Origin of the sequence: Coprococcus sp. AF16-5, from assembly GCF_003479365.1 — a bacterium.
In the GTDB taxonomy this organism is placed as follows: Bacteria; Bacillota; Clostridia; order Lachnospirales; family Lachnospiraceae; genus Coprococcus; species Coprococcus aceti.
Window position 1 is genome coordinate 366385 of sequence record NZ_QUGZ01000003.1, and the last position, 24247, is coordinate 390631.

The 24247-nt window shown below is 49.1% G+C and carries 24 protein-coding genes and 1 pseudogene; 1 reads left to right on the top strand and 24 read right to left on the bottom strand.

Annotated features, from left to right (window positions below):
* Window positions 1–4: 4 nt before the first annotated feature.
* The 4 genes from DWW70_RS10295 to DWW70_RS10310 form a co-directional block, all read right to left on the bottom strand.
* Window positions 5–388: a hypothetical protein gene (locus DWW70_RS10295; RefSeq protein ID WP_117567355.1), complete on the bottom strand. Its 384-nt coding sequence runs from the start codon at window positions 386–388 to the stop codon at window positions 5–7.
* Window positions 385–2493: a DNA topoisomerase 3 gene (locus DWW70_RS10300; RefSeq protein ID WP_118427312.1), complete on the bottom strand. Its 2109-nt coding sequence runs from the start codon at window positions 2491–2493 to the stop codon at window positions 385–387. Before DWW70_RS10300 ends, DWW70_RS10295 begins: the two co-directional genes overlap by 4 nt.
* A 3-nt stretch (window positions 2494–2496) precedes the next feature.
* The gene (locus DWW70_RS10305; RefSeq protein ID WP_081017347.1) at window positions 2497–2622 is read right to left on the bottom strand and encodes a DUF3789 domain-containing protein; all 126 of its coding nucleotides are present in this window, start codon (window positions 2620–2622) and stop codon (window positions 2497–2499) included.
* Window positions 2623–2687: 65 nt separating this feature from the next.
* Complete coding sequence (locus DWW70_RS10310) at window positions 2688–3197, bottom strand: SLOG family protein (RefSeq protein ID WP_117514300.1); 510 nt, start codon at window positions 3195–3197, stop codon at window positions 2688–2690.
* A gap of 149 nt (window positions 3198–3346) precedes the next feature.
* On the opposite strand from DWW70_RS10310, the gene DWW70_RS10315 reads away from it, so the two are divergent.
* Entirely contained in the window at window positions 3347–3661 is a 315-nt protein-coding gene (locus tag DWW70_RS10315; protein ID WP_005361112.1) for a helix-turn-helix domain-containing protein, read from the top strand.
* Window positions 3662–3780: 119 nt separating this feature from the next.
* Here DWW70_RS10315 and DWW70_RS10320 read toward each other — a convergent pair whose 3' ends face one another.
* The 20 genes and pseudogenes from DWW70_RS10320 to DWW70_RS10415 form a co-directional block, all read right to left on the bottom strand.
* Window positions 3781–4194, bottom strand: coding sequence for a dUTP diphosphatase (locus tag DWW70_RS10320; protein ID WP_118427310.1), 414 nt, complete (start codon window positions 4192–4194; stop codon window positions 3781–3783).
* Window positions 4191–4958, bottom strand: coding sequence for an FAD-dependent thymidylate synthase (locus DWW70_RS10325; protein ID WP_256372856.1), 768 nt, complete (start codon window positions 4956–4958; stop codon window positions 4191–4193). The genes DWW70_RS10320 and DWW70_RS10325 overlap by 4 nt, the downstream gene beginning before the upstream one ends.
* Complete coding sequence (locus DWW70_RS10330; RefSeq protein WP_029676883.1) at window positions 4954–5271, bottom strand: hypothetical protein; 318 nt, start codon at window positions 5269–5271, stop codon at window positions 4954–4956. The genes DWW70_RS10325 and DWW70_RS10330 overlap by 5 nt, the downstream gene beginning before the upstream one ends.
* Before the next feature lie 83 nt (window positions 5272–5354).
* Window positions 5355–6353 (bottom strand): nucleotidyl transferase AbiEii/AbiGii toxin family protein, encoded by a 999-nt coding sequence (locus DWW70_RS10335; RefSeq protein ID WP_025577928.1) that lies wholly within the window; start codon window positions 6351–6353, stop codon window positions 5355–5357.
* Window positions 6350–6967 carry a DUF6088 family protein gene (locus DWW70_RS10340; RefSeq protein WP_025577929.1) on the bottom strand — a complete coding sequence of 206 codons (618 nt, stop codon included), beginning with the start codon at window positions 6965–6967 and terminating at the stop codon, window positions 6350–6352. The genes DWW70_RS10335 and DWW70_RS10340 overlap by 4 nt, the downstream gene beginning before the upstream one ends.
* Before the next feature lie 188 nt (window positions 6968–7155).
* The gene (locus DWW70_RS10345) at window positions 7156–7638 is read right to left on the bottom strand and encodes a hypothetical protein (protein WP_071144309.1); all 483 of its coding nucleotides are present in this window, start codon (window positions 7636–7638) and stop codon (window positions 7156–7158) included.
* Between the two features lie 62 nt (window positions 7639–7700).
* Window positions 7701–12611 carry a class B sortase gene (srtB, locus tag DWW70_RS10350; RefSeq protein ID WP_118595121.1) on the bottom strand — a complete coding sequence of 1637 codons (4911 nt, stop codon included), beginning with the start codon at window positions 12609–12611 and terminating at the stop codon, window positions 7701–7703.
* 39 nt (window positions 12612–12650) lie between these two features.
* Window positions 12651–13763, bottom strand: coding sequence for a DUF4366 domain-containing protein (locus DWW70_RS10355; protein WP_117468867.1), 1113 nt, complete (start codon window positions 13761–13763; stop codon window positions 12651–12653).
* On the bottom strand, window positions 13753–13998 hold the full coding sequence (locus tag DWW70_RS10360; RefSeq protein ID WP_025577937.1) for a DUF4315 family protein: 246 nt from the start codon (window positions 13996–13998) through the stop codon (window positions 13753–13755). The genes DWW70_RS10355 and DWW70_RS10360 overlap by 11 nt, the downstream gene beginning before the upstream one ends.
* Window positions 13999–14016: 18 nt before the next feature.
* On the bottom strand, window positions 14017–16695 hold the full coding sequence (locus tag DWW70_RS10365) for a CD1108 family mobile element protein (RefSeq protein WP_118000663.1): 2679 nt from the start codon (window positions 16693–16695) through the stop codon (window positions 14017–14019).
* A 33-nt stretch (window positions 16696–16728) separates the two neighbouring features.
* Window positions 16729–19164: a VirB4-like conjugal transfer ATPase, CD1110 family gene (locus DWW70_RS10370; protein WP_415336853.1), complete on the bottom strand. Its 2436-nt coding sequence runs from the start codon at window positions 19162–19164 to the stop codon at window positions 16729–16731.
* Window positions 19103–19537 carry a PrgI family protein gene (locus DWW70_RS10375; protein WP_071144312.1) on the bottom strand — a complete coding sequence of 145 codons (435 nt, stop codon included), beginning with the start codon at window positions 19535–19537 and terminating at the stop codon, window positions 19103–19105. Before DWW70_RS10375 ends, DWW70_RS10370 begins: the two co-directional genes overlap by 62 nt.
* A gap of 36 nt (window positions 19538–19573) precedes the next feature.
* Window positions 19574–20314, bottom strand: coding sequence for a hypothetical protein (locus DWW70_RS10380; RefSeq protein ID WP_330415222.1), 741 nt, complete (start codon window positions 20312–20314; stop codon window positions 19574–19576).
* Window positions 20315–20316: 2 nt separating this feature from the next.
* A complete protein-coding gene (locus tag DWW70_RS10385) occupies window positions 20317–20874 on the bottom strand; it encodes an MT-A70 family methyltransferase (RefSeq protein ID WP_118000665.1) in 558 nt (185 codons plus the stop codon).
* On the bottom strand, window positions 20874–21326 hold the full coding sequence (locus tag DWW70_RS10390; protein WP_117442477.1) for a SpoVG family protein: 453 nt from the start codon (window positions 21324–21326) through the stop codon (window positions 20874–20876). Before DWW70_RS10390 ends, DWW70_RS10385 begins: the two co-directional genes overlap by 1 nt.
* A 38-nt stretch (window positions 21327–21364) precedes the next feature.
* Window positions 21365–22228, bottom strand: coding sequence for a VirB6/TrbL-like conjugal transfer protein, CD1112 family (locus DWW70_RS10395; protein ID WP_117442478.1), 864 nt, complete (start codon window positions 22226–22228; stop codon window positions 21365–21367).
* A gap of 10 nt (window positions 22229–22238) precedes the next feature.
* Window positions 22239–22454 (bottom strand): Maff2 family mobile element protein, encoded by a 216-nt coding sequence (locus DWW70_RS10400; protein ID WP_005361081.1) that lies wholly within the window; start codon window positions 22452–22454, stop codon window positions 22239–22241.
* Window positions 22455–22699: 245 nt separating this feature from the next.
* Window positions 22700–23539: pseudogene (locus DWW70_RS10405) on the bottom strand (VirD4-like conjugal transfer protein, CD1115 family); the annotation flags it as partial.
* Between the two features lie 86 nt (window positions 23540–23625).
* Window positions 23626–23991: a hypothetical protein gene (locus DWW70_RS10410; RefSeq protein ID WP_009589131.1), complete on the bottom strand. Its 366-nt coding sequence runs from the start codon at window positions 23989–23991 to the stop codon at window positions 23626–23628.
* A gap of 78 nt (window positions 23992–24069) precedes the next feature.
* Entirely contained in the window at window positions 24070–24243 is a 174-nt protein-coding gene (locus tag DWW70_RS10415; RefSeq protein ID WP_005924807.1) for a transposon-encoded TnpW family protein, read from the bottom strand.
* Window positions 24244–24247: the final 4 nt, after the last annotated feature.

A 24247-nucleotide genomic window follows, 5' to 3' on the forward strand; every position in this document is an offset into this window, starting at 1 on the left:
ACGCCTACCTTTCCGGGGCACTTCTTTGCCGGCCGCTGGAAAATCCGGTTATATCAGTAACATTCCTGGACTGTGAAAGGGCATCGGCAATAGAGTTCCGCTTTTTCTGTTTTGGTTCATGGTAAATAAAAAGTTCGTTTTTCCCCGGCACATACAACAAACCATTTTCTTCGCACCGGAAAATGTCACATTCTTTGTCGGTTGCGACGGTATAAAAGTCTTTGTAATCATAAGGTGCTTTTTGCCGATCCTGATAGGTACACAACCCTAAGTTGAAGTCACTTGCCAGCCGTTTCGATATGACGAAAAAGTCGCCTTCTTTTTTGTGAAATTTTCGTATGGGCGTGAAGTGATAACCGCCATATTCAAAGGTTTTTCGGTCACTCATTTACGCCTGCCTTTCTTTACGGGAAATTCCAGCTTGAAATTCACATATTTACCGCCGGTATCATCCAGGATCACTTCCGCATCATAGGTCTTTCCTGTTTTTTCACTGTAAAGCCCGGACATAGAAATACGGCCCTCTTTCAAAAGAGCCGCTGCCACAGACTTTGTGATGGACTTTTTCTTGCTGGAAAAGAAACGGTTATCTTTCCAAAGAGCAAAAGAACATTCCCTGTTGTCGCAGAAAAAACCTTTCTTTCCTTCATATACCGGGGCTCCGCAGCGAGGACATACCCCCACGGCTTCATGTGCAGTTTCTCTGGAAGAAGGGAACAGATCCGCAAAACGTTTCTCCGGGGCGGTATGTTCTTTTACCAGCGTCCGGCTCATATCTGCAATCTGATCCATAAAAGATGTTGCCGACAGTTCGCCATGTTCCACTTGTTTCAGCATAGATTCCCATTCTGCAGTTAAAATGGGAGATTTGATATTGTCCGGCAGGACTGCGATCAGGTTCCTTCCTTTTTCCGTAGAAATGAGCTGCTTTTTCTTTCTCTGTACAAATCCGGCAGAAACCAGCTTTTCCAGTGTTGCCGCACGGGTAGCCGGAGTACCCAATCCTTTACGCTTGGCATCGTCCGGCATATCTTCCGCACCGGCCGTCTCCATAGCGGACAGCAGCGTGTCCTCCGTATAATGTTTCGGCGGTGAAGTTTTCCCTTCACGGAGACTTGCTGACACAGTTTCAAAAGTCTGTCCTTCCTTCAGCACAGGGAGAGCGGCATCTTCATTTTCTCTGTGTTCCGTTTCACTCTGCCTGATACTCATACGGTGAATCCGTTCCACCTCTTTCCAGCCGGACTGTAAGATGGTCTTTCCTTTTGCCGTAAAAGTATATCCCTGGCAGTCTAACATAGCGGTGACCGCTTCAAACCGGTTTGCCTGCGTTGTGGCACAAAGCAGTCTGACGGCAAGCAGGGTAAGCACATCCCGCTCCCCGGAAGGAAGCTCCGACAGGTCTGTCCGTGCAATCTCCACAGTTGGGATGATGGCATGGTGGTCGGTCACTTTGCTGTCGTCTGTTACCCGGTCAATGTCCGGCTCTCCGGCGCAGCCTTTTCCAAAGGGCATATTGTCACGCAGCCATAGGATCAGGGAAGCGGCGGTTGCCTGCATGTCCTTCGTCAAATACTGGCTGTCCGTTCTCGGATAGGTTGCCAGCTTCTTTTCATAGAGAGATTGCACATAATCAAGGGTCTGTTGAGCCGTATAGCCATAAATACGGTTACATTCCCTTTGCAGAGTTGTAAGGTCATAAAGGCGGGGAGGCTGTATAGTTTTTACCTGCTTTTCCACAGAACGCACAAAAGCGGAGTTGTGGTCACAGTCCATACGGATTTTTTCAGCCTCGGATCGTTCCGTCATTTTTTCGCCGGAAGCAGTAAAACCTCCGCAGGTGATTTCCGGCACATAAAAAGGCTTACTGATGAAGGATTCAATATCCGACTCACGCTGTACCAAAAGTGCCAGTGTCGGTGACATAACACGGCCGACATTTAGGGTGACACCATACAGGACAGAAAAAAGCCGGGTGGCATTGATCCCGATCAGCCAGTCGGCTCCTGCCCGGCAGACCGCCGCATCATAGAGTTTATCGTAATCACTGCCGGGACGGAGATGGTCAAAACCCTCACGGATCGCCGCATCCTCCATACTGGAAATCCAAAGGCGTTCCATAGGCTTATTACATCCGGCATATTCATAGACCAGACGGAAGATCAGTTCTCCTTCTCGTCCGGCATCCGTAGCGCATACCACGGAATCCACCCGTTTGTCCTTCATCAATCGGCACAAAAGGGCAAGCTGCGTTTTCTTATCCTTTGGCACTTCATATTTCCAGTTTTCCGGTAGGATCGGAAGATCCTCATACCGCCATTTGGCGTACTGTTCTTTGTAAGCCTCCGGCTGTGCCAGTTCCAAAAGATGTCCCACGCACCAGCTCACCAGATAGCCGGAACCTTCGAGATAACCGTCTTTTCTTTCCGTTGCGCCTAATACTGCTGCCAGTGACATAGCAACAGAGGGCTTTTCTGCAATCACAAGTTTCAATTTTTATTCCTCCTTCATAGTTTCAAATTCTTTATCCGCAAGTTTTCCGGTTTGCATAAGACACATCAACATAACGCCGGAAGCCATTCCTCCGGCAAAGGTAAGGAAATGTGAAATCAGGTTCCACATAAGCATTCCTCCTAAAAATGGGTAAAGAAAAACGCCCACTTCAAAGTGAGCGCATCAACAGGTATCTATTTTGTTTTTGGTTTCAAGTGATCCGGCAGGACGATTTCTCCAACTGGGATTTCCCGCAGTTCCTTCTTCATCCGGTGGGTAAAGCGGATCGTCTTTGCTATACCTCCGGTTTCCCGTCCGTCATATACAGCGATCACTCGGTCGGAGTGTTCCACCATATAACGATTTCTGTGGGAGTAGACGCTTGGGAGATATTTTTCCTGTATCACAACAACATCCGCACAAGCCTCCAGCAGTTCACGGGTTCTTGTTTTCTTATTTAGGCTGTCCAGACGCTTGCGGTAAGGGATCACTGCGATCAGCTCCAGTGCCGGGGTGGTCTGCTTTCTTTCCAGCACCAGCTCCACAAAATACTGGTCTACGCCATCTGCAAAACCGCTCATAAAACAGGTGAACCCATCTGTAACAGCAGCATCGATCTCATGTGCCAAGGCTGTTTTTATTTTGTTGATCTCATTCTGCGGTAAATCCCTGTGTCCGGTAACACAGCAAGTTTTTCCTTTCATCGGTCATCCCTCCATCTGATAGGTAAAATTCTTCACTTTTCATATAGTAATAGATTTAATTTAGCAAGTCAACGATAATACCCTTTTTCCTTTTGCGGATAATAAAGGGGCGTGAGGTACAATCTATTACAGAATGGGAGGTGAAGGCGATGTATGAAGATTTTGTCCCGGAACGATTAGCGAAACTGCGGACACAAAAAGGAGTTTCCGCACGCGATATGTCTTTATCGTTAGGTCAGGCAAACAACTACATCAATAATATTGAGAATAAAAAGTCACTTCCCGCTATGCAGTCTTTTTTCTACATCTGCGAATATCTGGGTGTGACACCGCAGGAATTCTTTGATGAAGGAAATACCTACCCGGAAACCTTAAAGGAATTCATTGCAGAGGCAAGACAGCTTGATCCTCAATCCATGCAATATATCCTCGGTATTATGAAAGAACTCAATAGCAGAAAGTAAGCGGTCACGGTAAAGGCCGCTTTTTTCGTGACTTTCTTTATTATATTTTATAATGTTCTCGAAATGTCCGCTCCCTATACCGATAAGTATTCAAAAACTGTTCTCCAAACAGCCTTTTTCTATTCGCCGGTACTGCCAAAGCTGCCGGTTCCTCGTTCTGTTCCCAGATCGGTTACAAAATCCGCAATGACGATCGGCGTGATCACAAGCTGCCCGATACGGGCTCCCTTAAAAAGAGACTGCGCCTGATTGCTTACATTGCTGATGATCGCATGGATCTCTCCACAATAGCCGGAATCCACAGGCGGCAGTTCACAGACCAGACCTTTTACCGCCATGCTGGTACGGGGAAAGATATATCCCGCATATCCATCCGGTATTTCCAGTCCAAAACCCAAAGGAATTTTGGCGATTTCTCCGGGCTGTAAGGTACAGTCATAGGGCAGATAAACATCCGCTCCGGCATCATTGCCATGCGGACGGTAAGGACGCTGGTGCTCCGGCACGCCAAAGTCGATCAGTTTTATTTTCATCGGCAGTCTCCTTCCCAAAGAGCAGGATAATCTTTTTCCAAAATATCCTCTGGCGTCATATTTGCCTGCAGTTTTCGTCCGCAGGTCATTTTCCCTTCCAGACATCGATCCATCTGACAAAAAGGCCCGGTCAGTGATGGGGCAAACAAAGCAGGGCTTAGTTCATAAAGTTCTTTCCAGACCTTTAGCAGCACGATCCTTGTTTCATCTGTATTTCTCCGGCATACCCGCTGGCTGATGATATGTTTCCACTGATAAGGGGTGGCGCTGATGAGCAGTACATTCCGCAATCCCTGGGGCGTGGCATAGCCGGCCGCATCGTGCCCGCTTCCGGCAGTGCACAGGGCTTCATAACATTTCATGCTTTCATTACAGCTTTTTAAGTACAGTTCCCGTACCACTGCCGGAGCCGTCATAATAGAATACGGGACAGCGAAATCCGCCTGTCCCGTATAGTTGCTGTACTGCAGCGATGCACTCATAAATTTTACTTCGTTCTGGTGGCGGGTGATCTGCGCCAGAAAACGCCTGCTGGCGCCGACAATGGCTACCGTGATCACCGCAAATTTCTGGATGGTAGGATGGGGAAGCGCCCCCATAGCCGCTACTGTCTGAACGCTGAATGATTTTTCGTAGAGCTCCATCAGGTCGTCCATTGAGGCAATCTTATGTCCCTGCTGGGTAAGCCTTGCCGCAAAGACCATGTTTTTTTCTGCTTCCGCTACCGCCTGGCAGTTCAAAATTTTTACTTCAATCTGTTTAATTGGTATGTCCCTCCTTTACAATCGCTTTCAGTAAGAACAGATAGTTAAGACTGTCTGTGATCTTTTCGTCCCATGTGTCCATCGGATAAACCACTTCTTCGGCAAAGCACATATCGTATAGAGAAACAATATGCTTTGCCAGCATACCGGCAAGGGCACGCTGGGGCGTTGTGTGCTGTAAAGCTGCCGCTGCCTTAAATGCACCCAGCCGGTCCGGGTCATCCCCGGTGTATTCTTTGGTTTTCCGTTTCAAGGTATCAGCACAGAGCCGCACCTGTTCGTCAAAAACGGCATTGACTTCATTTTGCGTAATATAGCATCCCTCCTTTGAAAACAAGAAACCGGCTATTCTAAAGCATCTTAGAATAGTCGGCAAATAAATGGATATGTAATTGTTTATAGTGTATTGATCTCTTTTTCCAGTTCCTGGACCGCTGCTATGACTGTCTCAAATGTCGGAACATCCCCATACAACATATCCTGCATAGAGTTATAGTCCGCTTCCAATGCTGCAAACCGATATTCCGGCGGGAGTAATTTTAATGTGCCCGGCACAGCCTCCGGGTACTTCGCCCATGATCTGGGATAGAATTTCATTTTGAAATCTACAACTTTCTTCAGGAGATCCAGCCTGGAAAAAGCAGCTTCTTTAACCGGTGTTGCAGCCATGCGGTAGAGATCATAATAATGTCTGGAATACCGCTGCGGCATTTCCAAATGTTCCGGTCTGTTCGCTTCATGGTGCAGGATTGTGGCTTTTTCCCAGAAGGTCCGTTCCGGGGCAACGGTAAGGATTGCGGTTTCTTTTTGCTCAAAAATCTTCGGATAATATTTTGCCGCGTAAGGTTCGATCTGCGCTGTTTTTGCAGGAGTCCACGCTGCCAGCGCACCAATCTCTAAACGGATCACCTGTAAGGTCGCCGTATTTGTAAAAAGGTGCGGATAGGCGAAAATGACCGTCTGTTTATCCTTTTCATCTATGTAGACATTTGCTTCACAACCGATTTCCTGGGATAAGCCGGCTTTGACTGCCGGGCAGAATGTTTCGGACAGAAATACCTCCGCACGCGCATTGGCTTCTTTGTTAAAAGCATCCTGTTTTGTATTGGAACGTTTCTCCCATGGTTCATCTTTGCCATATCCCAATACACGCCAGTCCAGAATCAAATCAATATCTTCTGAAAACCGGCTGATCAGGTGAAAGGCTTTTGAAAGGCTGGTACCTCCCTTAAAGGTGATGGACTCTTTCCATGGTGAGCGGTGAAATAAATAATCCAGCGTAAAACATACCCAAAAGTCTTTTTCTACGATGGCATCATTCAGTCCCATTTTATCTGCTGTATTTCTGAACAGCTCCCTGCGGTCGTTATCTGAAAGTCTTGCTATATTTCTCATTGTACCTTTTCACCTCCACAAATCTGTCGTATCGTATCGTAAACCCAATCCGTAGACTCTGTTGCTTCCTTCAAACAAGCCTGTTTATCCTTGTCTGTCAGTTTTTCGGAAAGCATCTGTATGACTTCTGGCGTAACATTCGATTTGCCAAGCGTTTTTAATGCCTGTATAACCAAACTTGTCATATAGGACAATCCGGTAATCTCCTTATTGGTCCGGTGCTTAAATTCCAGCTTTGTAGAGTTCCACTCGTAGGTCTTATATGGACCATCGCTGATATAGGACCATACTGCTGTTACCTGTGTTGAAAGACCTAACAGGTTCAATGCTGTATTCCCACATGGGGCAATCGTCCAGTGATAACTTCGTGCCAATGCGTTCGCCACCGCTTCCGGGTCTGCCGCCACATATTCATCCAGAAGTTTGCTATATTTTGGTTTTTCATAAACACCTTTCAAAATGCGGCGAAGCATACCTGCCTGTGTAAGCCGGTTTAAGTTCCGTCTTATGGTTTCCGTATCGGCAATATCCGCAAAATCAGAACTGATGAAAATAGTTCCTTCCGCCGCTGCTTTTATCTGCTCCTGAATCTGTTTGGAATAGCCATTTGCCATATTGCTCACCTCCTTTTGTCCCGAATATTATATATTATTCGGGACAAATTTTCAATAGGCTTCAAGAGTTTTAGCAATAGTATTCCACATAGAACAGAATTTATACATCAGTTTCAAATTCTATATCAGGAGATGGGAACTATCGTATTCTTATTTTGTCCCGAATATTGTGTATTATTCGGGACATTTTAAGCACTCGGCAGGTAGATCCAGTCGTGCATCAGGCACACGCTGGGTTCGTCCTCCCTTGGAACCAGACGGTAGGTACATTCCCCATAGACCGTGCGTTTGTCCTCGATCTCCATGCCATAGGCTTTATAAAAGCGGTATTCCAGATTGGAGATGATACAGCGCAGGGTTTGCAGAGCCTCCCTCTGAGCTGATACGATCAGGTCACGGTCAATGCTGCGCTTCAAAAACAGCAGCGACTTGTAAAGCTGTACCTCTGTGCGGTAAGGGCGGCAGTCTTTCGTTTCCAGCCATCCGCAAAAAGCGACCGGTCCGCTCTGGATCACACTGCGGTCCGGGTGATAATACTCGTAGCAGTCCAGGTTTGCCGTATTCAGAAGATAGAGCATTTCCCGGACTTCATTTTCCGGCATGTCGTAAAACCGCAAAAGTGAGCGGTAAAGATGGACATAGCCGGGAATGGAAATCATGGTATTTACCATAAAATAAAATCCTCCTTGTAAACAGCAGGTGCGGGAGCTTTTGCCCCCGCACCGTCTAAAATCTATATTTCGTTATCTACTTTCACGAGTTTTCCCATGACAAGGAAGCGTCCTGTGCCGCCCGGCGTACAGGTAGAAAGGGTCAGTACCTTATCGCTGCAGGTCACAGTCACATCACTTTCCACCGCAGAACGTTCCTTCATAGCTGTAAGCCAGGTAGTATAAGCACCGTCATCCTTCCAGGAAAGCTGCCAGGGAGAAGTTTCACTGCCGGATTCTTCCGGCTTTGCTGCAAAAGCCGCAAAGATCTCCATGACATAACCCCCCTTCGGAGTAACGAGATACATCTGCCTGTGAGCATCAAAGTAACTTTGTTCATCGTACCGGTTCAGCAGCGCAAACATGGAACCATCCCGCATATTATGACCATAAATGATCGTATTGCGGTCTGAAAAATCTGCCCGGTTTTCATAATCGGCAAACAGGCAGCCAACCTTGTTATAGGTTCCGTCATAAAGATGGTTCAGGTAATATTCGTTGTTGTCGGTCTGCGTTACCGGATAATTGAGCACCGTATCAGGAAGGGAAAGCCATCCGATGATGTCCGGTCCATTTTCACGGAGCGTTTCAAAGTCTACCGAAGGCAGGACAATATCGGCATCGTCCCGTTTTGGTTCTGTCGGATCGGGTGCCGACTCCGGGGAAGCTGTCTGCTCCGGTACTTCCACATATCCGGCAAGATCTCGATAGGCATCTTTACTCTCAGCATACTGGTTCAAGTCACGGAACACCAAAAAACCGCTGCCAAGAGCCACCAGAACGCAGAGTGAAAGGACAGAAACCCCGACAGCCGTTCTTTTCGGGGAAGTCCTGCTGTATTTTCCCTTTTTGAAATAATACACAGCAAATACGCTGCCGCCGATCAGTACGGCTGCCAGCAGTCCGCCATACAGGAAAATATACGGATCATCCCCGGTCTGCGGTACCGGCTTTTGAGGGGTGGAAGGATTGGAGGGAACAGAAGGCTTTTCCGGGTTCTTTGGGTTATCCGGCTTTTCCGGTTTTTCATTAAAGAACTGGACTGTAGATGTCTGATCTGCCTTAATCTCCACCGTGGCGGCATCAGGAATGATGTAATCCTTGCTTGCCCGGTTTGCAACTTCTGTTACGGTATAAATACCGACACGAAGGCCCTTAACTTCAATCACGCCGGATTTTGGAGTGGTGAATGTCTCGCAGTAGGAGCCGTCCGCACTCTTAACCTCGATGGCAAAACCATCTTTGCGCCCGTCGCTGGAATCCTTTGTGATCTTTAAGTTGCCGCGGTAAGCCTCATTGGTAAATCCGTGCCCGGCTTCTCCATTTTCCACAACTGCGACCTGTCCATCTTCTGTGATGGAAAAATAGTAAGCGTTTGAGTCAGGCTGATAGCCCTCCGGCGCTTTGCTTTCTTTGATAAAGTAGCCGCCAGCCAGAAGGTTTTCCGCCGTATGATAGCCTGCATCGGTTTCTTTCAGCGTACCGATCTTTTGATCGTCAGGATCATATTCCTGGTTGGCGTTGAAATCCGCATACAGGTCGAACACTGCACCGGGCAGGAAGCGCAGGAAAGAATTCTTGTCTTTCTTATCCTCCTTTTCCACAGGGGACGGTTCCTCCACAGCTTCGGTTTTAGTTACCTGCACACTGCCGCGGATCAGGGTGTTTTCCACACGGATCTCGATATGCTGTCCGTCTGCACCGATATATACATGGTGCTGCTGCGGGCTTACCGTATAAAGGTCAGGGGCAGAGATCTCCTTGACGATCCAGTGTCCGTAAGGAATGTTCTCAAAGGAAAAACTGCCGTCTTTTCCGGTAATAGCAGTAAGCAGCGCATTTTCTTCAGTAAATTCTTCGGTATCAGGTCTAAACAGACCCATGAGCGCACCGGCAAGCGTGACATCCTCGCCGCCTTCCGGGTTTTCCCCGACTTTTACACCGTCTACACGCCCACGGAGAAGTTCATTGGAAACAGCCTCGCCTTCATTGACAAGGATCTGTACCAGGGCGGTTTCCTGACCAGCATACTCAAAGACAACCGGATATTCCTGATTCGAAAGGATATAGGCGCCGTTGGTTGTGCGTTCCTTGACATAATAGCTGCCAAAAGGCAGGTCGGAAGCGAAGGAAGCGCTGTAACCGCCGGATTCCTCAGACGAAACAGAGACCACTTCCAGAAGTCCACCTGCCGGGATTACGCTGCCATCTGCCGCCGTCAGGTCTGCGGAAGCATAAAGTCCAAAGGAAATATCCTTATATTCCTCGTTCATGCCAAGACCGAACAGGTCATCGGTCTCCATTGCCTTGAAAAGTGTGACATCCACTTTCTGGCGTTCGTCATAAAGACCGGCCGCTGTCTGTGTAACCTCTACGGTCTCACCCGCATAGGTCAGTTCCACATATTCCGGTTGAGGATTCAACACACAGCCGGAAGGCGCCTGACGTTCCTCCAGACGATAACGGCCAAGATAGAGAGACCCGCTTTTCGCTGTGCCGTCCTCGCCGGTCGTAAGTGTTTCCACAACCGTATCTTTTTCTGCCCGCAAGGTACCGTCACCGGTATAAATATCTTCATCTGCGATCACATCATAGACCGCTCCGGGAAGTCCGGCAACCTCATATACCGGTTGGTACAGTCCGTCGTTTTCCTGGACAGAAGCAAATACTTCTCCGGTCTTTGTGATGGTAAGCTGGCCTTTCTGCGGCATATTGTACTGAGTGACCGTCACAACCGCCTCGCTGCCGTCAATGGTAAACGGTACCGGCTGATCGGAAAGCACATAGCCATAAGGGGCAGCCACCTCATAAAGTTCATAATCCCCGGCGGCCAAAGGCTCCGGCAGCATCAGCCAGCCCTCGTCAGAAACATAGAAGGTATCCAGTGTTTCCGGGTTCGGATAGTAGACGGTCTGGGTGATAAATTCCCCGGTGGAAAGATCCTTGATCTGAAAACCGGTTCCGGTCACAGGGATAATCTTTCCGGTCTCTGCGTCACATTTTTCAACTTTCAGACGGGCTGTGATGGTGCGGTTGTTCAGGATATAGCTGTAAGTCTTTCCGTCAGAGGAAATGAATACCGTAAAGTCCGGGACAAAGGCTTTGCCTTCCTCGCCTGCGATCTGATGGACCGTATAATGTCCATAAGGAAGCGGTTTACTGGAAGCAAAACCATCCGCATCCGTGGTAAGAAGGTCACGTTCACTTTCCTTTGCCGCGTCATAGCTCCCGGCTGCCTTTAAGTAAACTTCAAAGACTGCGCCTGCTTCCGGGCGTTCGATGATACCAGCATTGGGATCGTCGGTATTTTCGCCCTCAGGCACATCCGGGTCCAGGTCATCGGTGTGCTTGACAAGCTGGATATTTCCGTAAATAACCGTTTCCGTCACCTGATTTTCTGTGGTATTGAGTTCCACTTCATACAGGGAAGGGGATGCACCCACTTCATAAATGGTTTCATTCAGAAGATACCCGGTGCTCGGTTCGATTTCCCGGATCGTCCAGCCATCCCCGCATACATAATAGCGGGTCATAAAGCTGCCATCCGGTCCGGTAGTATAAGTGTCGATCAGTTCGCCATCACGGAAGATCCCATAGGCCGCCCCTGCAAGCGTGGCATCCCCCTGAGCATTTCCGGTGTCAGCATCACTCTTTACCACATGGACGCGAAATTTCTTCAGAATATTGCTGAAATGTACCGAAGAAGTCTGCCCGCTTTCAATGGTCACGTACTGTGCGGAAGGGGTCACATAGCGGTCCACCGGAAGTTCTTTTACCAGATAGGTTCCCGGCAGGAGCTTCTTTTCAATCTGGCCGTTTTCTCCGGTCGTAACTTCCTCATTGACTTCATTTCCCAAAATGTCCGTACCGGAGATATGGAAGGTGATACCGGAAACAATGCCGTCCTCACTGGTCTTGACAAGTTTTGCGGTACCGTAAGTTTCCGTTTTGAATTTTACAAAGAAGGAAACCGGATCGCTGGCGCCGGTCATCATGGTCTGGTAGCCGGGTCTGCCCCAGATCAGCATGTCGTTTGCCACCGGGATATTCTTTCGGAATTCAAACAGCACCGGGTCCATCATCATCTGCCTGCTGGTAAAGGTGTATTCATTTCCGTTTCTTGTCACAGAAACGCCGCTGCCTTTCAAAGCCTCCAGATCGATCTTCAAGTTATTGGTATCTGTGACCGTCAGGGTATAGACCTTTTTTTCTACATCCCATTTCAGTTCCAGTTCCGGTGCTTCGCTTTTCTTAGAAGAAGTAAAGGAAGGTACTGTGGAATGGGAAGCGACCTGTGCAAGAATCCAGTCATAGGCTTTTTCTGCCGGTCGTCCGGCGATCACGCTGAAATACTGGTCGGCGTCTGCGTGGCCGTTTCCGTGGCGGCTGTACGGATCGCTTCTAAGTTGCTGCTGGTATTCCCAAAGGATGATCTGGGTTGCCATCTTATAGTCATCCTCGTTGATTCCGGAAACAGGGAGCGCCGCACCGGGTTTCCAGCCATAGATCGCAGTCAGGGTGATCCCCCTCCTTGCCTCGGCAGGAAGCAGGTTCAGGTATTGGCTGTTGGTCCCGCTTTCCGAAACATAGGTATTTTCCGAAGTATGGTAAGGAATCCCGCTCTCCACACAGTAAACCTGGTGGCTGATCCCGTCAGAATCCGTCAGCATATAGTGCCGGTAAGCATTGCCCCCGGAACTGGTGTGTACATCGATGGTTCCGTCTGCATGGTAGGCAAGATAGGTGTAAGGCGCCGGGGCACGGTAGTGGTTCCCATCAGAGCCCACATACTGGTCGCCCAGCCAGGAGCTTGCCGTCTGTCCGACAGACATGGCAAAAGCCTGAGCCGGAAGAAGCCCCAAAATGCTTGCCATACAAAGCAAAAACGCCAACAGCTTGCGAAAGCCGCGGCGTCTGGTTATGATATGTTCCATGAAAAAATCCTCACTTTCATAAAATCTAAAAGGACGGCCTTATTTGCTGTCCTTGTCGTCAAAATCATCCTCGGAAAGATATTCCGGTTCCCCGTATGCCTCATCCGGGTCAAAGCCTTCGCCATAACCGTCATCCTCAAATTCCGCATCGTCCTCGGCCTGCTGTTTCGGACGCACGATTTTTACATAGTAACCGATCCCGCCGACCGCAAGTAAGGCAGCAAGGATAAACAGGATCGTGCCGACGCTGCCGGTTTCTTTCTTCGGCTTTTCCGGTTCTGCCGGTTTTTCAGTTTCCGCCGGCTTTTCTTTTCCTTTGCAGCCATTTAAGTCATTTTTGCAGACCGGACAGCCGGTATTAACCTTTCCTGCCTCACATTTTTCTGTGCAGTTACAGCTTTCTTCCTGGGGGATCATGCTCATGCTGCCATTGTTCTTTTCTGCAAGTGCCATCAGGTCGGACTCTGTGACGCCGTTTAAGAAGTAGACATTGTTATCTTCCCGTTTCCCGTCGATCACCAGATAAAAGACATTGCCCGCGTCCGTAGTGATGGTGTAAAACTGTTTTTCCCCATCCGTACCGCTGATGTTGTCCTGTACCGTTCCGGTGCCTTCCGGGGTAAATGCACCTTCCGGGATCGCAGAAGTATTTTCCTGCTGTCCGGTACTGTTATCTGAACCGGAAGAATTTCCGCCGCCGGAAGGGGTTGCAGCGTTTGAGCCGGAAGGTTTTTCTTCCTTAGGCGGTTTTGTCTGTGTACCGGACGGACTCTGGGGTGCTGTCGTAGCAGGTTTCTTTTCAGGAGCCGGTTCTTTGTAATACGGATTATCCAGCTTTACCACATCAGAACGGTTGCCGGCATAATCTTTTGCGTATATGCTTACCTGTTTTTCTGTTCCGGCATAATCTTTCAGTGCGACCGACGCTTTCCCGTCGGTGAGGGAGTTGATACGGTTTTCATCAACAAAGACCGCCTCCACGCCGGATAGATCGTCACTGCTTTCTATTTTCAGGGCATCGCCCTCCATGGAAGCAGTCAGCGTTGGCGGTGTGGTGTCTTTGGAACCGCCGGCATGAGCCGTTACAGGTAATGCGCTGACACTTACAAGAAGCGTAAGCGCCAGCAGCAGGGAAAGTTTTTTAAGCCTCATGCACATCCTCCTTCTCCTGCGGTAAAACAGTTTCCGAAGGGGCTGCCTGCTGTGATTTCAAAAAATCCGCAAGCTGCTGGGGCGTCAGTTTGAAACTGCGCGCCACCGCTACATAATCGGTATTTTCCAGCTCTGTTTTCTGTTCCTCCAGCTTATGGAGCTTTGCCTGCATTTCCGCAATCTTTGTTTTGGTCTTTTCAATTTCCTTTTCCAGTTTTTCAATTTTAGGATTCAATTTATTACCTCCAATCTGTTAAGGCAGACGCCCAAATGTATAAAAATGCTGCTGCCAGTAGCTTGTATTGATGTTTGCATAAGAAATCGGGTCTCCACAGTGGATCATCATTCCATTTCCCACATAGATCCCTACATGGCTTGCGCCGCTGGTGTTGTAGGTCCCCTGGAAGAAGATCAGGTCGCCCGGTTTTGCATCCGCACTTGATACCGGCGTACATACACCTAAAAGACCATCCGCGGTCAGCCTTCCAAAATTCCAGCCAACGCCGCAGTTGTTGATTACCCAGGACACATAGCCGGAACAGTCAAAGGAAGTGGAAGGGCTTGCGCCTCCCCATACATACGGATAGCCAAGATATTTTTCCGCCTCGGCCATCATTGCGGCAAACTGTTCATCTGCAAGGGCTTCCGGTGGAATGTCATAATCGAAGTAGTTTCCTGTGCCGCCTGAACCAACTTCCGGCAGGTGCCGTTCGCTGGTATCGCCGGTATCGGCAAAATACAGGGGATTCAAATACTGGCCGTCAACCAGGACTTCTAAGTGCAGGTGGGCCCCGGTAGAATTTCCGGTATTCCCGACCTTTGCAATCACATCCCCGGCTTTGACCTCCTGCCCGGCAGAAACAAGGATCTGGGAACAGTGCCCGTATTTGGTCGTCAGGGTATGTTCTTCGTATGCCTCGCCTTCAATAGCGACACACAAGCCATAACCGCCGGCATTTCCCGCAAGGGTGACCGTTCCGTCATGCCCGGCAAGGATCTCTGTGCCCTCCGGCATCCCGATGTCCACACCGGTGTGATAGTTCTTTTCCCCGCTGATGGGATGTACCCGATAGCCGTAGTAGCTGGTCACATAAGGAAGCCAGTTGGTGCCAAAGACATTTTTGACATACTGGCGGTTTCCTTTTGTCTGCAGCAGGATCTCGCAGATCTCTTTCTGGTCTGCGTTCATCCGGGAAACGACCAGGTTTTCCAGAGGTGTGACTGTGAGCTTGACATTTAAGATGCGCCATTCATAAGGCACTTCCTCCTGGGTTTCTTCCCCGGTTTCCGGGTCAACGGAAGTTTCTGTGCGATAACGGATCTCGGTTTCTTCTGAAAAGGACAGGGTATATTGTTCCTGAAAAAGCTGCCGCAGCACGCTTTCCACTTCATCGTAAGTAAATCCCTGATAAGCAGAAGTCAGATACCCCATCAGCACATACGGGTCATGCTCGATCGCGCCCAGGTTATACCGGTATTCGTCATAGCCGGGGCGGTCTGATTCCACCCGGTCTATTTCCATTTGCAGATCTGTTTCCCACTCGGTATAGGTAAGCTCCGCCTGATTGATGTCCTGATCGTCTGCAAGATAGGTAGAAGCAGCCAGACTTCCCAGACCGCCGGTTCCGATATTGGAGAATGTAGAAAACAGGGACATGATCAGGAAAATTACCAAAAGGAGAAGCAGGAGAACAAGGCAGATCACAGGGTGCTGTTTGACCGCATGGACAATACCGACGCTGACCCTCTCTGTTGCGACTGCGGCATTTTTGGCCTGTTTCCCGGCTTCACGGGCAGCCTTGGCATACTGCCTTTTCAGTTTTTGTTTCTGCCACATCCGGGCAATCGCATGTTTCTTCAACTCCGGGTGGTCGCTAAGAGCCTGCCGGTGGGCAAGTCTTGCGTTTGCCTTTGCTGATTTTTGCTGTAATTTCGCTGCCTTTCGGTAGGGGGCAGTTTTATGCCGGTGATATGCCGTGCGAAGCCCCGCCTCGCCCACAAGTTCAGAGCGGTGGGCTGCCTTGATCCCCACATTTTCATCCTCTGCCTCATAAATCTTTTTATGAGCGTAACCAATGGCAGTATTGGCGCCCGCCTTGACCGGACGCAGAGGTACAGGTCCTTTTACATGGGCCTTTTGGGATTTAACCTCCTTTTCAAATTTTAAGTGTTTTTTGGCTTTTCCGGTCTCCGGGTCGGAAACCGTCTCCATGCGCAGTTTCTTCCGGGCTGGCAGACGGTCTTGTGCCTGCTCTGCTTTTTGTGCAGTCCGTTCCGCCCTCCGTCTTGCATGGGTGAGCTTTTTATCCTTTGGCTCCGGCGGCAGTTCATCCGCAGTAAATTCCAGTTTGGATGTTTTCGGCGGTTCGCTATCCATACCCTTTTCCTTCTGCGCTGCCTGTTCCTCCGCCTGTGCCGCTTCCTGAAAACGCTGCTGATATTTGTTCCCATGCTGGTGTGTTCGGTAACGGTGTTCCTGACCGGATCTGTCTGTGCCGTTCGGTGGGGCTGAGCCTTCGGAAGAAGGAGCATATTTTCCGGTATCATGGTCTGTCACATCCTCTGTTACAAAAGAACGCCTGGAAGCCTCCTGCCGGAAATTGCTTCGCACGTTGTCCTGTATCGGGGGCGCTGTCCTGGTAGCATCCGGTGTCTCAAAGTGTTCCGAAAAACCATCCAAAGCGGTTGCATACGCTTCGCCCTGTTCCAGCAAGGACGCCGGTGTTTCCGGTGACAGATGGGAAAATTCCGTCTGTACAGGGATGTCCTGCCTGTGTGTCTTGCCGTTGACAGAAGAAGGGGTGTCCCGTGCCCTGCGCAGGTCAAAATTCTGTTCGGTCTGCCTGGCTGCCGGTTGATCCTCCCCGTGGGAATCACGCACCGGCATCCGGGTATCTTTGCGCCTCCTTTGAAATTCCCTGTCGTGTGCCATTGTTCTCACCTCCGATCCATTTTAATTTTTGTCTCACGCTTTGGTCCCCGCTACTTCATCCGGTCTTGTGGTAAGCACGCTGTACAAGAGTGTGTCCTTCGGGAAGTGGTCCACAAAAGGGATGATCACATTTCCAAAGAACAAAAGCCCCTCGCCGGGACCGGAATGGGTCACATACGAAAGCTGGTGCGGGGAGATTCCCAACTGCTTTGCCAAAATCTGACGGTCTCCCTGGGCCTGGTTGAGCATATAGATAAAGTCCGAGTTCTCAAAAATATTTTCGATCTCACGGGAAGCCAGAAGGTCCTTGACATTCTGCGTTAAACCTGATGGGATTCCGCCCCATTTACGGAAGCGTTTCCAGATCTCCACGCTGAAACTTCCTGTCTGCCCTTTCAAAAGAAGATGGAATTCGTCGATATAGAACCAGGTTGTTTTATGTTTGGAGCGATTGGCCGTGACACGGTTCCACACCGCATCCTGCATGATCAAAAGCCCGATTTCCTTTAAGGCTTTTCCCAGTGACTTAAGCTGGAAACACAGTACCCGGTGTTTATCCATCTGGATATTGGAACGGTGGTTGAACACGTTAAGGGAACCATTGACATAGATTTCCAGCGCCGTTGCGATATTCTGTGCCTCCGGTTCAGACTGTTTCAAAAGCAGCTCGTAAAGATCACCTAAGATCGGCATATTTTCCGGGCACGGGTCCTGCAGGTATTCCCGGTACACCAGTCTGGTACAACGGTCGATGATCGTCCTTTCAATGGGGGAAAGTCCTTCTTTGCCGCCGATGATAAGGTCACACAGCGACAGGATAAAATCACTTTTCAAAGTGATCGGGTTTTCATCATCGGAATAGTCCAGATTGATGTCCATCGGGTTGATGTAGTTCGTGGAAGTAGGGGAAATATCAATGACCTGCCCCTGGGAACCGAACTGCTGTACCAGCGGCCCATACTCATTTTCCGGGTCGGCGATAATGATGTCGTCCTCCGTCAGAAGGAACACATTGACGATCTCACGCTTGGCAGAGAAAGATTTGCCGCTTCCTGGGGTACCGAGAAACAGCCCATTGGGGTTTTTCAGCGTTTTTCTGTTCGCCATAATCAGGTTATTGGAAAGGGCGTTCAGGCCGTAATACAATGCCTCGCCCTCCTGGAACAGTTCACAGGTGGTAAACGGTACAAAGATCGCTGTGCTGCTAGTCGTAAGCCCGCGCTCAATCTCAATCTGGTTCGTACCAAGAGCAAGCGAGGACATAAGCCCCTGTTCCTGCTGGTAATCCAGCCGTTTTAAGGCACAGTTGTATTTCTGTGCCACACCCGAAGCGGCAAAAATATCATTGAACAGCTTCTGACGTTTGGCAGCGATATTTTCCACCAGTACCGTCACAAGGAACATGCGCTCATTGCGGCTCTGTAAATCCTGCAAAAGATTTTTGGCTTCTTCTCCATAGGTGGCAAGGTCGGTGGGAATGATGTCCATGTCATACCCAGATCGGACCGCTTTCTTTTGTTCCTCAATGGTCATTTTCTGCAGGTCCGACATTTTACGCTTGATGTTTCGGATCGCCTGCGCCTGGTCGATAGACTGGATATGCAGGTTGACGGTCACGGCGTCGTTTAAGTCAAGAAGATCCGCTAAAAGCCGGTCGGTAAGCTCCGGCGCCAAAATCTGCAAAAAGGAGACAGCACCGGAATGATCGCCTACCCGGAATGTCTTTCCATCCTTTGAAAAAGACAGCCCGGATGGGGAAATGAAGTCTTTGGTAGAAAGACCGGTCTTAGGCAGATCCGACCACTGGAAATGAAACTTTTCCTGACCGTCCGGGTGAAGCTGGCTGTGAAGAAGCTCCAGACGTTCCAGTCCGTTTAAGGATCTTGCCTGGACTCCAAGGGTCTTGAAATTTGCCAGCACATCCGTTTCAATGCGTTCCAGACGCATTTTCGCAGTACGCAGGTCATCTGCCTCGATCCCAAAGGTAATGTATTTACGTTTGGTGAGACCGTTATTTCCTTTCTGCAACTGGTTCTTTAACATATCCCCGTATTCCCTGCGGATTCCGTCATACTCGTCGCCGCGGGGAGGGATGTCAATGCTTCTGGTAAAATCCTGCATATTGGCCCGCTGGTTGATAAAGGTAAGCTGCACATGGATCGAGGCGTCGAAGTAATTTAAGAAATCGCAGTAACCCTCGAAGATCTGTGCTTTATCATCTGCCTGTGCAAGCTGATAGTTAATATCAAAAAACTGCACCGTTTTGGTGTAAAGGGTATCAGTCAGCCGGCAGATCCCATCCCGGTACATTTCACGGTAGGGAATGCTCTGCTGGACCGTCTGCGGGGCATCTGCTTTCAGCCCGGCAAAAAAGCCGCCTTTTTTAGACGGCTTGGAACGGGCAGACTTAGTTTTGCCCTGCTTTGCATCGGCTCTGGTCTTTTTGGCCTGCCTGATGTTTTTTTGCAGACGCTTTTCCTGAGCTTCCTGCTGCTTGTTTTTTGGCAATCTTTGTAACCTCCTTCTTTGACATAGATTTATACAGGTTATCCGTCCTGTATGGACGGTCCTTCGGCCAGAGCTTATAACGGAGCCGGTTCTTCAAAATCTTTTCTGCCGGCTGCCCGTCACGCTCATACATGGCGAAGAAGAAAAAGGGCATCATCAGCCCGATCATCAAAAGTACAGCCGCCGAGTTCCCGATCGCCCCGCGGGTAAAGAAATACACCGGAAGGCCGACAAGCCCGGCAAGGCTGAAACAAATAAGCTGGCGCTTCGTCAGATTGAAGGCCAGCTTGGTCTTAACTTTGGTTAAATCCTTTGGTACAGGTACATAAGGCATCTATACACCTCCCATCGTAATATAGTTTCCGGTCCATTAGCGTGCACCAAAATCGCGTACCGCTTTCTCCGCAGCCGGACATTCCCGCACTTCCTGAGCCGCATTTTGCAGCCGTGCCAGGACAGAAACAGCCGGCTCTCTCTGACACAGGTATTCCTGGCTGTCTCGGATTCCGGCAATATTTTCCCGAATATCCATATCCACGTCGAACACATCTGAAACCGGCATAAGCCAACGGTCTGCAAAGTATTTCAAAGGATTCTCAAGCGCCAGCACATCATCCAGCATTTCATCCCTGAACTCAAACTTTGTTGTCAGATAGGAATACGCCTCCTGCATGGCTGTAATTTCAGCAGCTTTTTCAATTAAGGATTCCTTATCTCTTGACATAAGGCTTTCCCTGTAAGCAAAGTAATTCTGTCCCAGCCGTTTCATCAGGAGCGTATATTTGTCCTGTGCGGAAGGTTCGCTTGTGAAATGTTCAAATTTTTGCGCTGCATCAATTTCTTTGAGAAGATCGCAGATCGGGAAACTGTGTTCATGGTTATTTTCTTCCCAACACCATCGGGCTACATCCAACGGGTCCTGAAAAGAAAGAAGCGCCTCTACTTCCGCCGGAGTAAATACATGCTCAACCTTCAGATAATAGTGGAGTTCCGAAAGTCCCTGTAACTCGTAAATACTGCCGATGTTCTGTGCATCCAGCATATCCGCATGAACCTTCAAACACTCGTCCAGCCGTTCCATAAGCAGCCGCTTTGCATCTTGTTCTATCAAAATCACCCCTTTCGCTCCGGTATAGTCAGCGTACAGTTCACTTCATTGCCCCATACATCCCAGCCGGGTGTCTTTTGTCTTGCAAACAGTTCCACTCTGGGCTGATCGCCCATGAGTTTTACGATCTTATCCCGCACCTCGTCCGGTTTCTTGCTGTGCTGCTCAATATGGGAGATCACAAACTGATGGATTCCCGCACATTGGCGTTTCGGACGGCCTCTGGTTGCCAGCAGGCAGACCTCCGCGTTTGAGCGGGTCCAAAAGCCCATGCCATAAAACCAGCTATCCGCTTTCCGGTTCTGTTTGAGCCATAGAAAAGCCAGCGTTTTATATTTGAATCCCCAGACATCGATCACCCGGAAGGCTTCATTGAGCTGCGGGAAGGTCGCCCACAGAAAAAGGGCACTGTCTTTTGCGGCAAGTTCCGATACCGGCAGGGCACAGATTTCTTCAATGCTCATTGTGGGGTAATGGTTTTCCGCAACGCCGCTTCCATGTTTCCTGTCATAATGCCAGGGCGGATCGGCATAGATAATGCCGTACTGTTTCGTTTCCGGCATTAGCGAGCCTGCTCATTCTTAGATGTGGCCGGTTTGGCCGGCTGTTCTTTGACCTTACCGGCATTTTCTTTCAATGCACCGGTCAGGGAAGGTTTTTCCGCTGCTCCCTTTGTCGCTTCAAGAGTTGCCTGCAAATTTTCAATAGCCTGCCCGTACCCATCGATTAAGGCATCGTTGAGCTGCTTGCGGAACTCTGCCGTAACCGGCCAGCAGACATCTTTCCAGTTGCCTCCCTTATCCTGGGTTGCGGGCATATTGACATACAGCCCCTTTTCACTGGAACAGATACGGAAGCCGTCAATCTTAAAGCATCCGCCAATCGTAACATTGGCAAACGCCAGCAGGTTTCCCATTGGGGCAATCGGACGCACGCGGACATCCAGCTTCATGCCGTTTGCCATTTCCGGCGTCTGTGTCTCCGGCGCCATTTTTTCTGTATTGGTTTTACTCATATATAAAATCCTCCTTTTTAGAATTGGTTTTGTTCATGCTATCTTGCATTAAATATGGATTTGGATAACGAACCTGTCTTAAACAGGGCAAAAGCCAGCAGTACCGTATAACCCGCCGTTCCCCAGATCGCGCCGTGCACGTCGCCGGACGATGGGATAGACTGGACCAGCACTGCATAAATGGCAACACAGATCAGGATCAAAAACCCCTGAAAGCCCAGGGCAAAAAGGGAACGCAGATACCCGGTTCCCATTTGTCCCCATTCCCGGTTTGCCATTGTGGAAAACGGGATCGGTGCAAGGCTCACGGTTAAATAAATCTCGATCATACGGCCATATACAATGACAAAGATCACGATGGACAGTACCCACATACACAGATTGATGATGTTGGTTTCCAGCCACAGTCCAATCAGTTCCCACATTCCCATTGCTTCAAGCTGGGTTTTCAGATCAGACAACGCCGCCTGCACATCCAGGTTCCCGTTTATGACACCGGCACTTTGCGACACCACATTTTGGGCCACATCAAAGACCGCCATCACAATCGTAAAACAGTTGGTGAGCAGGTAAGTGGCAACAAAAGTCTTGAAAATCCACTTGAAGATGTTGAATGTATCGAATTCGTGCATGTTGTTCTTTTCGAGAATCATCTGGATCAGTTCATACACCAGAACAAAGGTCAGGATCATGCCCGCAATGGGAATGACGACGGTTTCTGAAAGATTCTGAATCATGGAAAACACGCCGCCATTCCAGCCCTGCGGGGTCTGTCCTACCTGATTTGCCACATCCGCAACCTGATTGTTGACGGAGTTGAAAATACTGGTGTACTGTCCGGTGATCGCATCGATCAGGCCCTCTTTAATCCAGTCTGTTATCCATTCAAACAGACTGCCCATAAGTCAGCCCTTAACCGAACAGGCCGGAAAGCAGCGGGATCAGCGTTGCACCAACCAGAGCGATACCTCCGCCTGCCATAAGCTGCTTGATCCCCTGGGATTTTGCACCTGGGTTATCATTTCCGTAACCTTCGAGAAGGTTTACAACACCCCATGCGCCCAGACCTGCGCCCAGGGCGATCACAAGGATCTTCAAAGTATCAATCGCGCTTGCAAAAAATGCCATAATGTTCCTCCTTTAATTTCAGAAATTTTAATTTGTGATATGGCCGTATCAGGCCGGAAACAAAAAAAGCCGCCGCACTGTTTTTAGAAAAAAATCTGTTTCAAACAGCACGGCGGCATGGGGCAGGAAAAATCCTGCGGTTATTTACTTTTCAGGGAGAATCACGAATCCTCAAAATATCCTCCTTTCATCGTGACAAAAACAAAGCCTGCCAGGGCGTCATGCTTTGACAGGCAGGAACAACTCTATAAAGTCTGGGAAGCCAGATCTTCGGCTGTGACTTCATAATTACGGTATCGTTCACCGGGACGCATCGGCATCCGGGTAGAAAGAAACTTTTCGATATTAAAAGCGTTCTTCTCATTAAAATCGGAAAGCAGTTTGTAATTTGGGTGTTTGGTTATATCGTATTTCCGGGAGAGGAACGGCCGCACACCCCTGATCTGCAGCAGACATTTGCCCCCGTCCATAACTGCCAGTTCATCCACCGACATCAGGTCCTTTCCCAGCTTTTGAAAATTTTGTCCGTGGGATTCCTGATTTCCCTTTGTGACACTGGTGTTATACAGATCAATAGTCTCTTTCCCTAATAGGGAGTTCCAGCTTTTTAAGGTAGTTTCTTCTTTGCCTCCTAAGAAAAGAGAGGCGTCACAGTTACCGATGATGGTGTCCATGTTGTCTTTATACAGGGCTTTGAGCTGGCTTTGCGCCTGCAGCACCAAGCAGGCAGAGATCTCACGGCTTCGGATGGTCGCCATAAGACGCTCCAGGTTCGGGATCTGCCCGATATTTGCCGCCTCGTCGATCAGGCAGCGCACATGGATGGGAAGCCTGCCCCCATATACATCATCCGCCCGCTCGCATAAGCGGTTAAACAAAATGGAATAGATCAGACTGATCAAAAATGCAAAGGTTCCGTCCGTATCACTCATAATAAGGAAAAGAGCGGTCCGTTCATCCCCCAGCATATCCAGATCCAGCTCGTCATACATGGTAATTTCCCTGACTTCTTTAATGTCAAAAGGAGCCAGTCTGGAAGCACAGGAAATAAGGATCGACTTCGCTGTTTTTCCAGAGACAAATTGTCAAGGACTTTTTCATCAAATTCACAAAAAATCTACAAAAAAGGTGCCAGAAGCATTGTATGGCTCCTGACACCTCGTTTGACAGATTACATTTTTCCGTTCAGCAGGTCTTTGCAGAGATACGCGTAGTCTGGCAGCTGGTTGATATATGGCTCCCAACGCCGCTTGATTTCGGCCAATTCCAGCGGGTCGGCTGCTTCCAGCGCGTGATCGTTGCCCGTCATATATAGAACATCCGTAGCTACATCGTCCAAACACCTGTAACAGAGATCGGCGGCAGATTCGATTCTGATACCGGTATCCACATAGACTGGATTTACGCCAATCGCCAGCCAGACATAACCTACCTTGTCCGACCAGAGCAGTTCAAAATCAGGGCTTTGCCGCAGATGTTCCGCAAAGACCTCCTTTACTCGCTCAATTTCATGTTTCTCTTTTTCTGTGTAAAGCATTTTCGTGTCCTCCTTGGCTAAAAGTTTTGGCGTGTACCATCATCAGTTTAGCACAAGGCGGCTTCGTTTATCAGTCTTTCACATCTGCTGAATTTCATTTTTGAGCATACGCTTGATTTTATCGCTCATGGTTTCTGTGCTGGTATTGCTGAAATGGACATGAACCTTGTAGGTTGTCTTACCGATTTTCTTTACCATCGCTGGCGTGTTTTCCGGCGCTCTGGACGCAGTAGCGGCGTCTGCCACCTGCATAGTA

Excerpts from the sequence above, each read along its gene's own strand:
- DWW70_RS10375 (WP_071144312.1), bottom strand. The coding sequence starts at position 19,537 with ATGCCTTATGTACCTGTACCAAAGGATTTAACCAAAGTTAAGACCAAG.
- srtB (WP_118595121.1), bottom strand. The coding sequence starts at position 12,611 with ATGGAACATATCATAACCAGACGCCGCGGCTTTCGCAAGCTGTTGGCG.
- DWW70_RS10320 (WP_118427310.1), bottom strand. The coding sequence starts at position 4,194 with ATGAAAATAAAACTGATCGACTTTGGCGTGCCGGAGCACCAGCGTCCT.
- DWW70_RS10365 (WP_118000663.1), bottom strand. The coding sequence starts at position 16,695 with ATGGCACACGACAGGGAATTTCAAAGGAGGCGCAAAGATACCCGGATG.
- DWW70_RS10410 (WP_009589131.1), bottom strand. The coding sequence starts at position 23,991 with ATGCTTTACACAGAAAAAGAGAAACATGAAATTGAGCGAGTAAAGGAG.
- DWW70_RS10310 (WP_117514300.1), bottom strand. The coding sequence starts at position 3,197 with ATGAAAGGAAAAACTTGCTGTGTTACCGGACACAGGGATTTACCGCAG.
- DWW70_RS10335 (WP_025577928.1), bottom strand. The coding sequence starts at position 6,353 with ATGAGAAATATAGCAAGACTTTCAGATAACGACCGCAGGGAGCTGTTC.
- DWW70_RS10340 (WP_025577929.1), bottom strand. The coding sequence starts at position 6,967 with ATGGCAAATGGCTATTCCAAACAGATTCAGGAGCAGATAAAAGCAGCG.
- DWW70_RS10385 (WP_118000665.1), bottom strand. The coding sequence starts at position 20,874 with ATGCCGGAAACGAAACAGTACGGCATTATCTATGCCGATCCGCCCTGG.
- DWW70_RS10345 (WP_071144309.1), bottom strand. The coding sequence starts at position 7,638 with ATGGTAAATACCATGATTTCCATTCCCGGCTATGTCCATCTTTACCGC.
- DWW70_RS10355 (WP_117468867.1), bottom strand. The coding sequence starts at position 13,763 with ATGAGGCTTAAAAAACTTTCCCTGCTGCTGGCGCTTACGCTTCTTGTA.
- DWW70_RS10400 (WP_005361081.1), bottom strand. The coding sequence starts at position 22,454 with ATGGCATTTTTTGCAAGCGCGATTGATACTTTGAAGATCCTTGTGATC.
- DWW70_RS10390 (WP_117442477.1), bottom strand. The coding sequence starts at position 21,326 with ATGAGTAAAACCAATACAGAAAAAATGGCGCCGGAGACACAGACGCCG.
- DWW70_RS10305 (WP_081017347.1), bottom strand. The coding sequence starts at position 2,622 with ATGTGGAACCTGATTTCACATTTCCTTACCTTTGCCGGAGGAATGGCT.
- DWW70_RS10395 (WP_117442478.1), bottom strand. The coding sequence starts at position 22,228 with ATGGGCAGTCTGTTTGAATGGATAACAGACTGGATTAAAGAGGGCCTG.
- DWW70_RS10315 (WP_005361112.1), top strand. The coding sequence starts at position 3,347 with ATGTATGAAGATTTTGTCCCGGAACGATTAGCGAAACTGCGGACACAA.
- DWW70_RS10415 (WP_005924807.1), bottom strand. The coding sequence starts at position 24,243 with ATGCAGGTGGCAGACGCCGCTACTGCGTCCAGAGCGCCGGAAAACACG.
- DWW70_RS10295 (WP_117567355.1), bottom strand. The coding sequence starts at position 388 with ATGAGTGACCGAAAAACCTTTGAATATGGCGGTTATCACTTCACGCCC.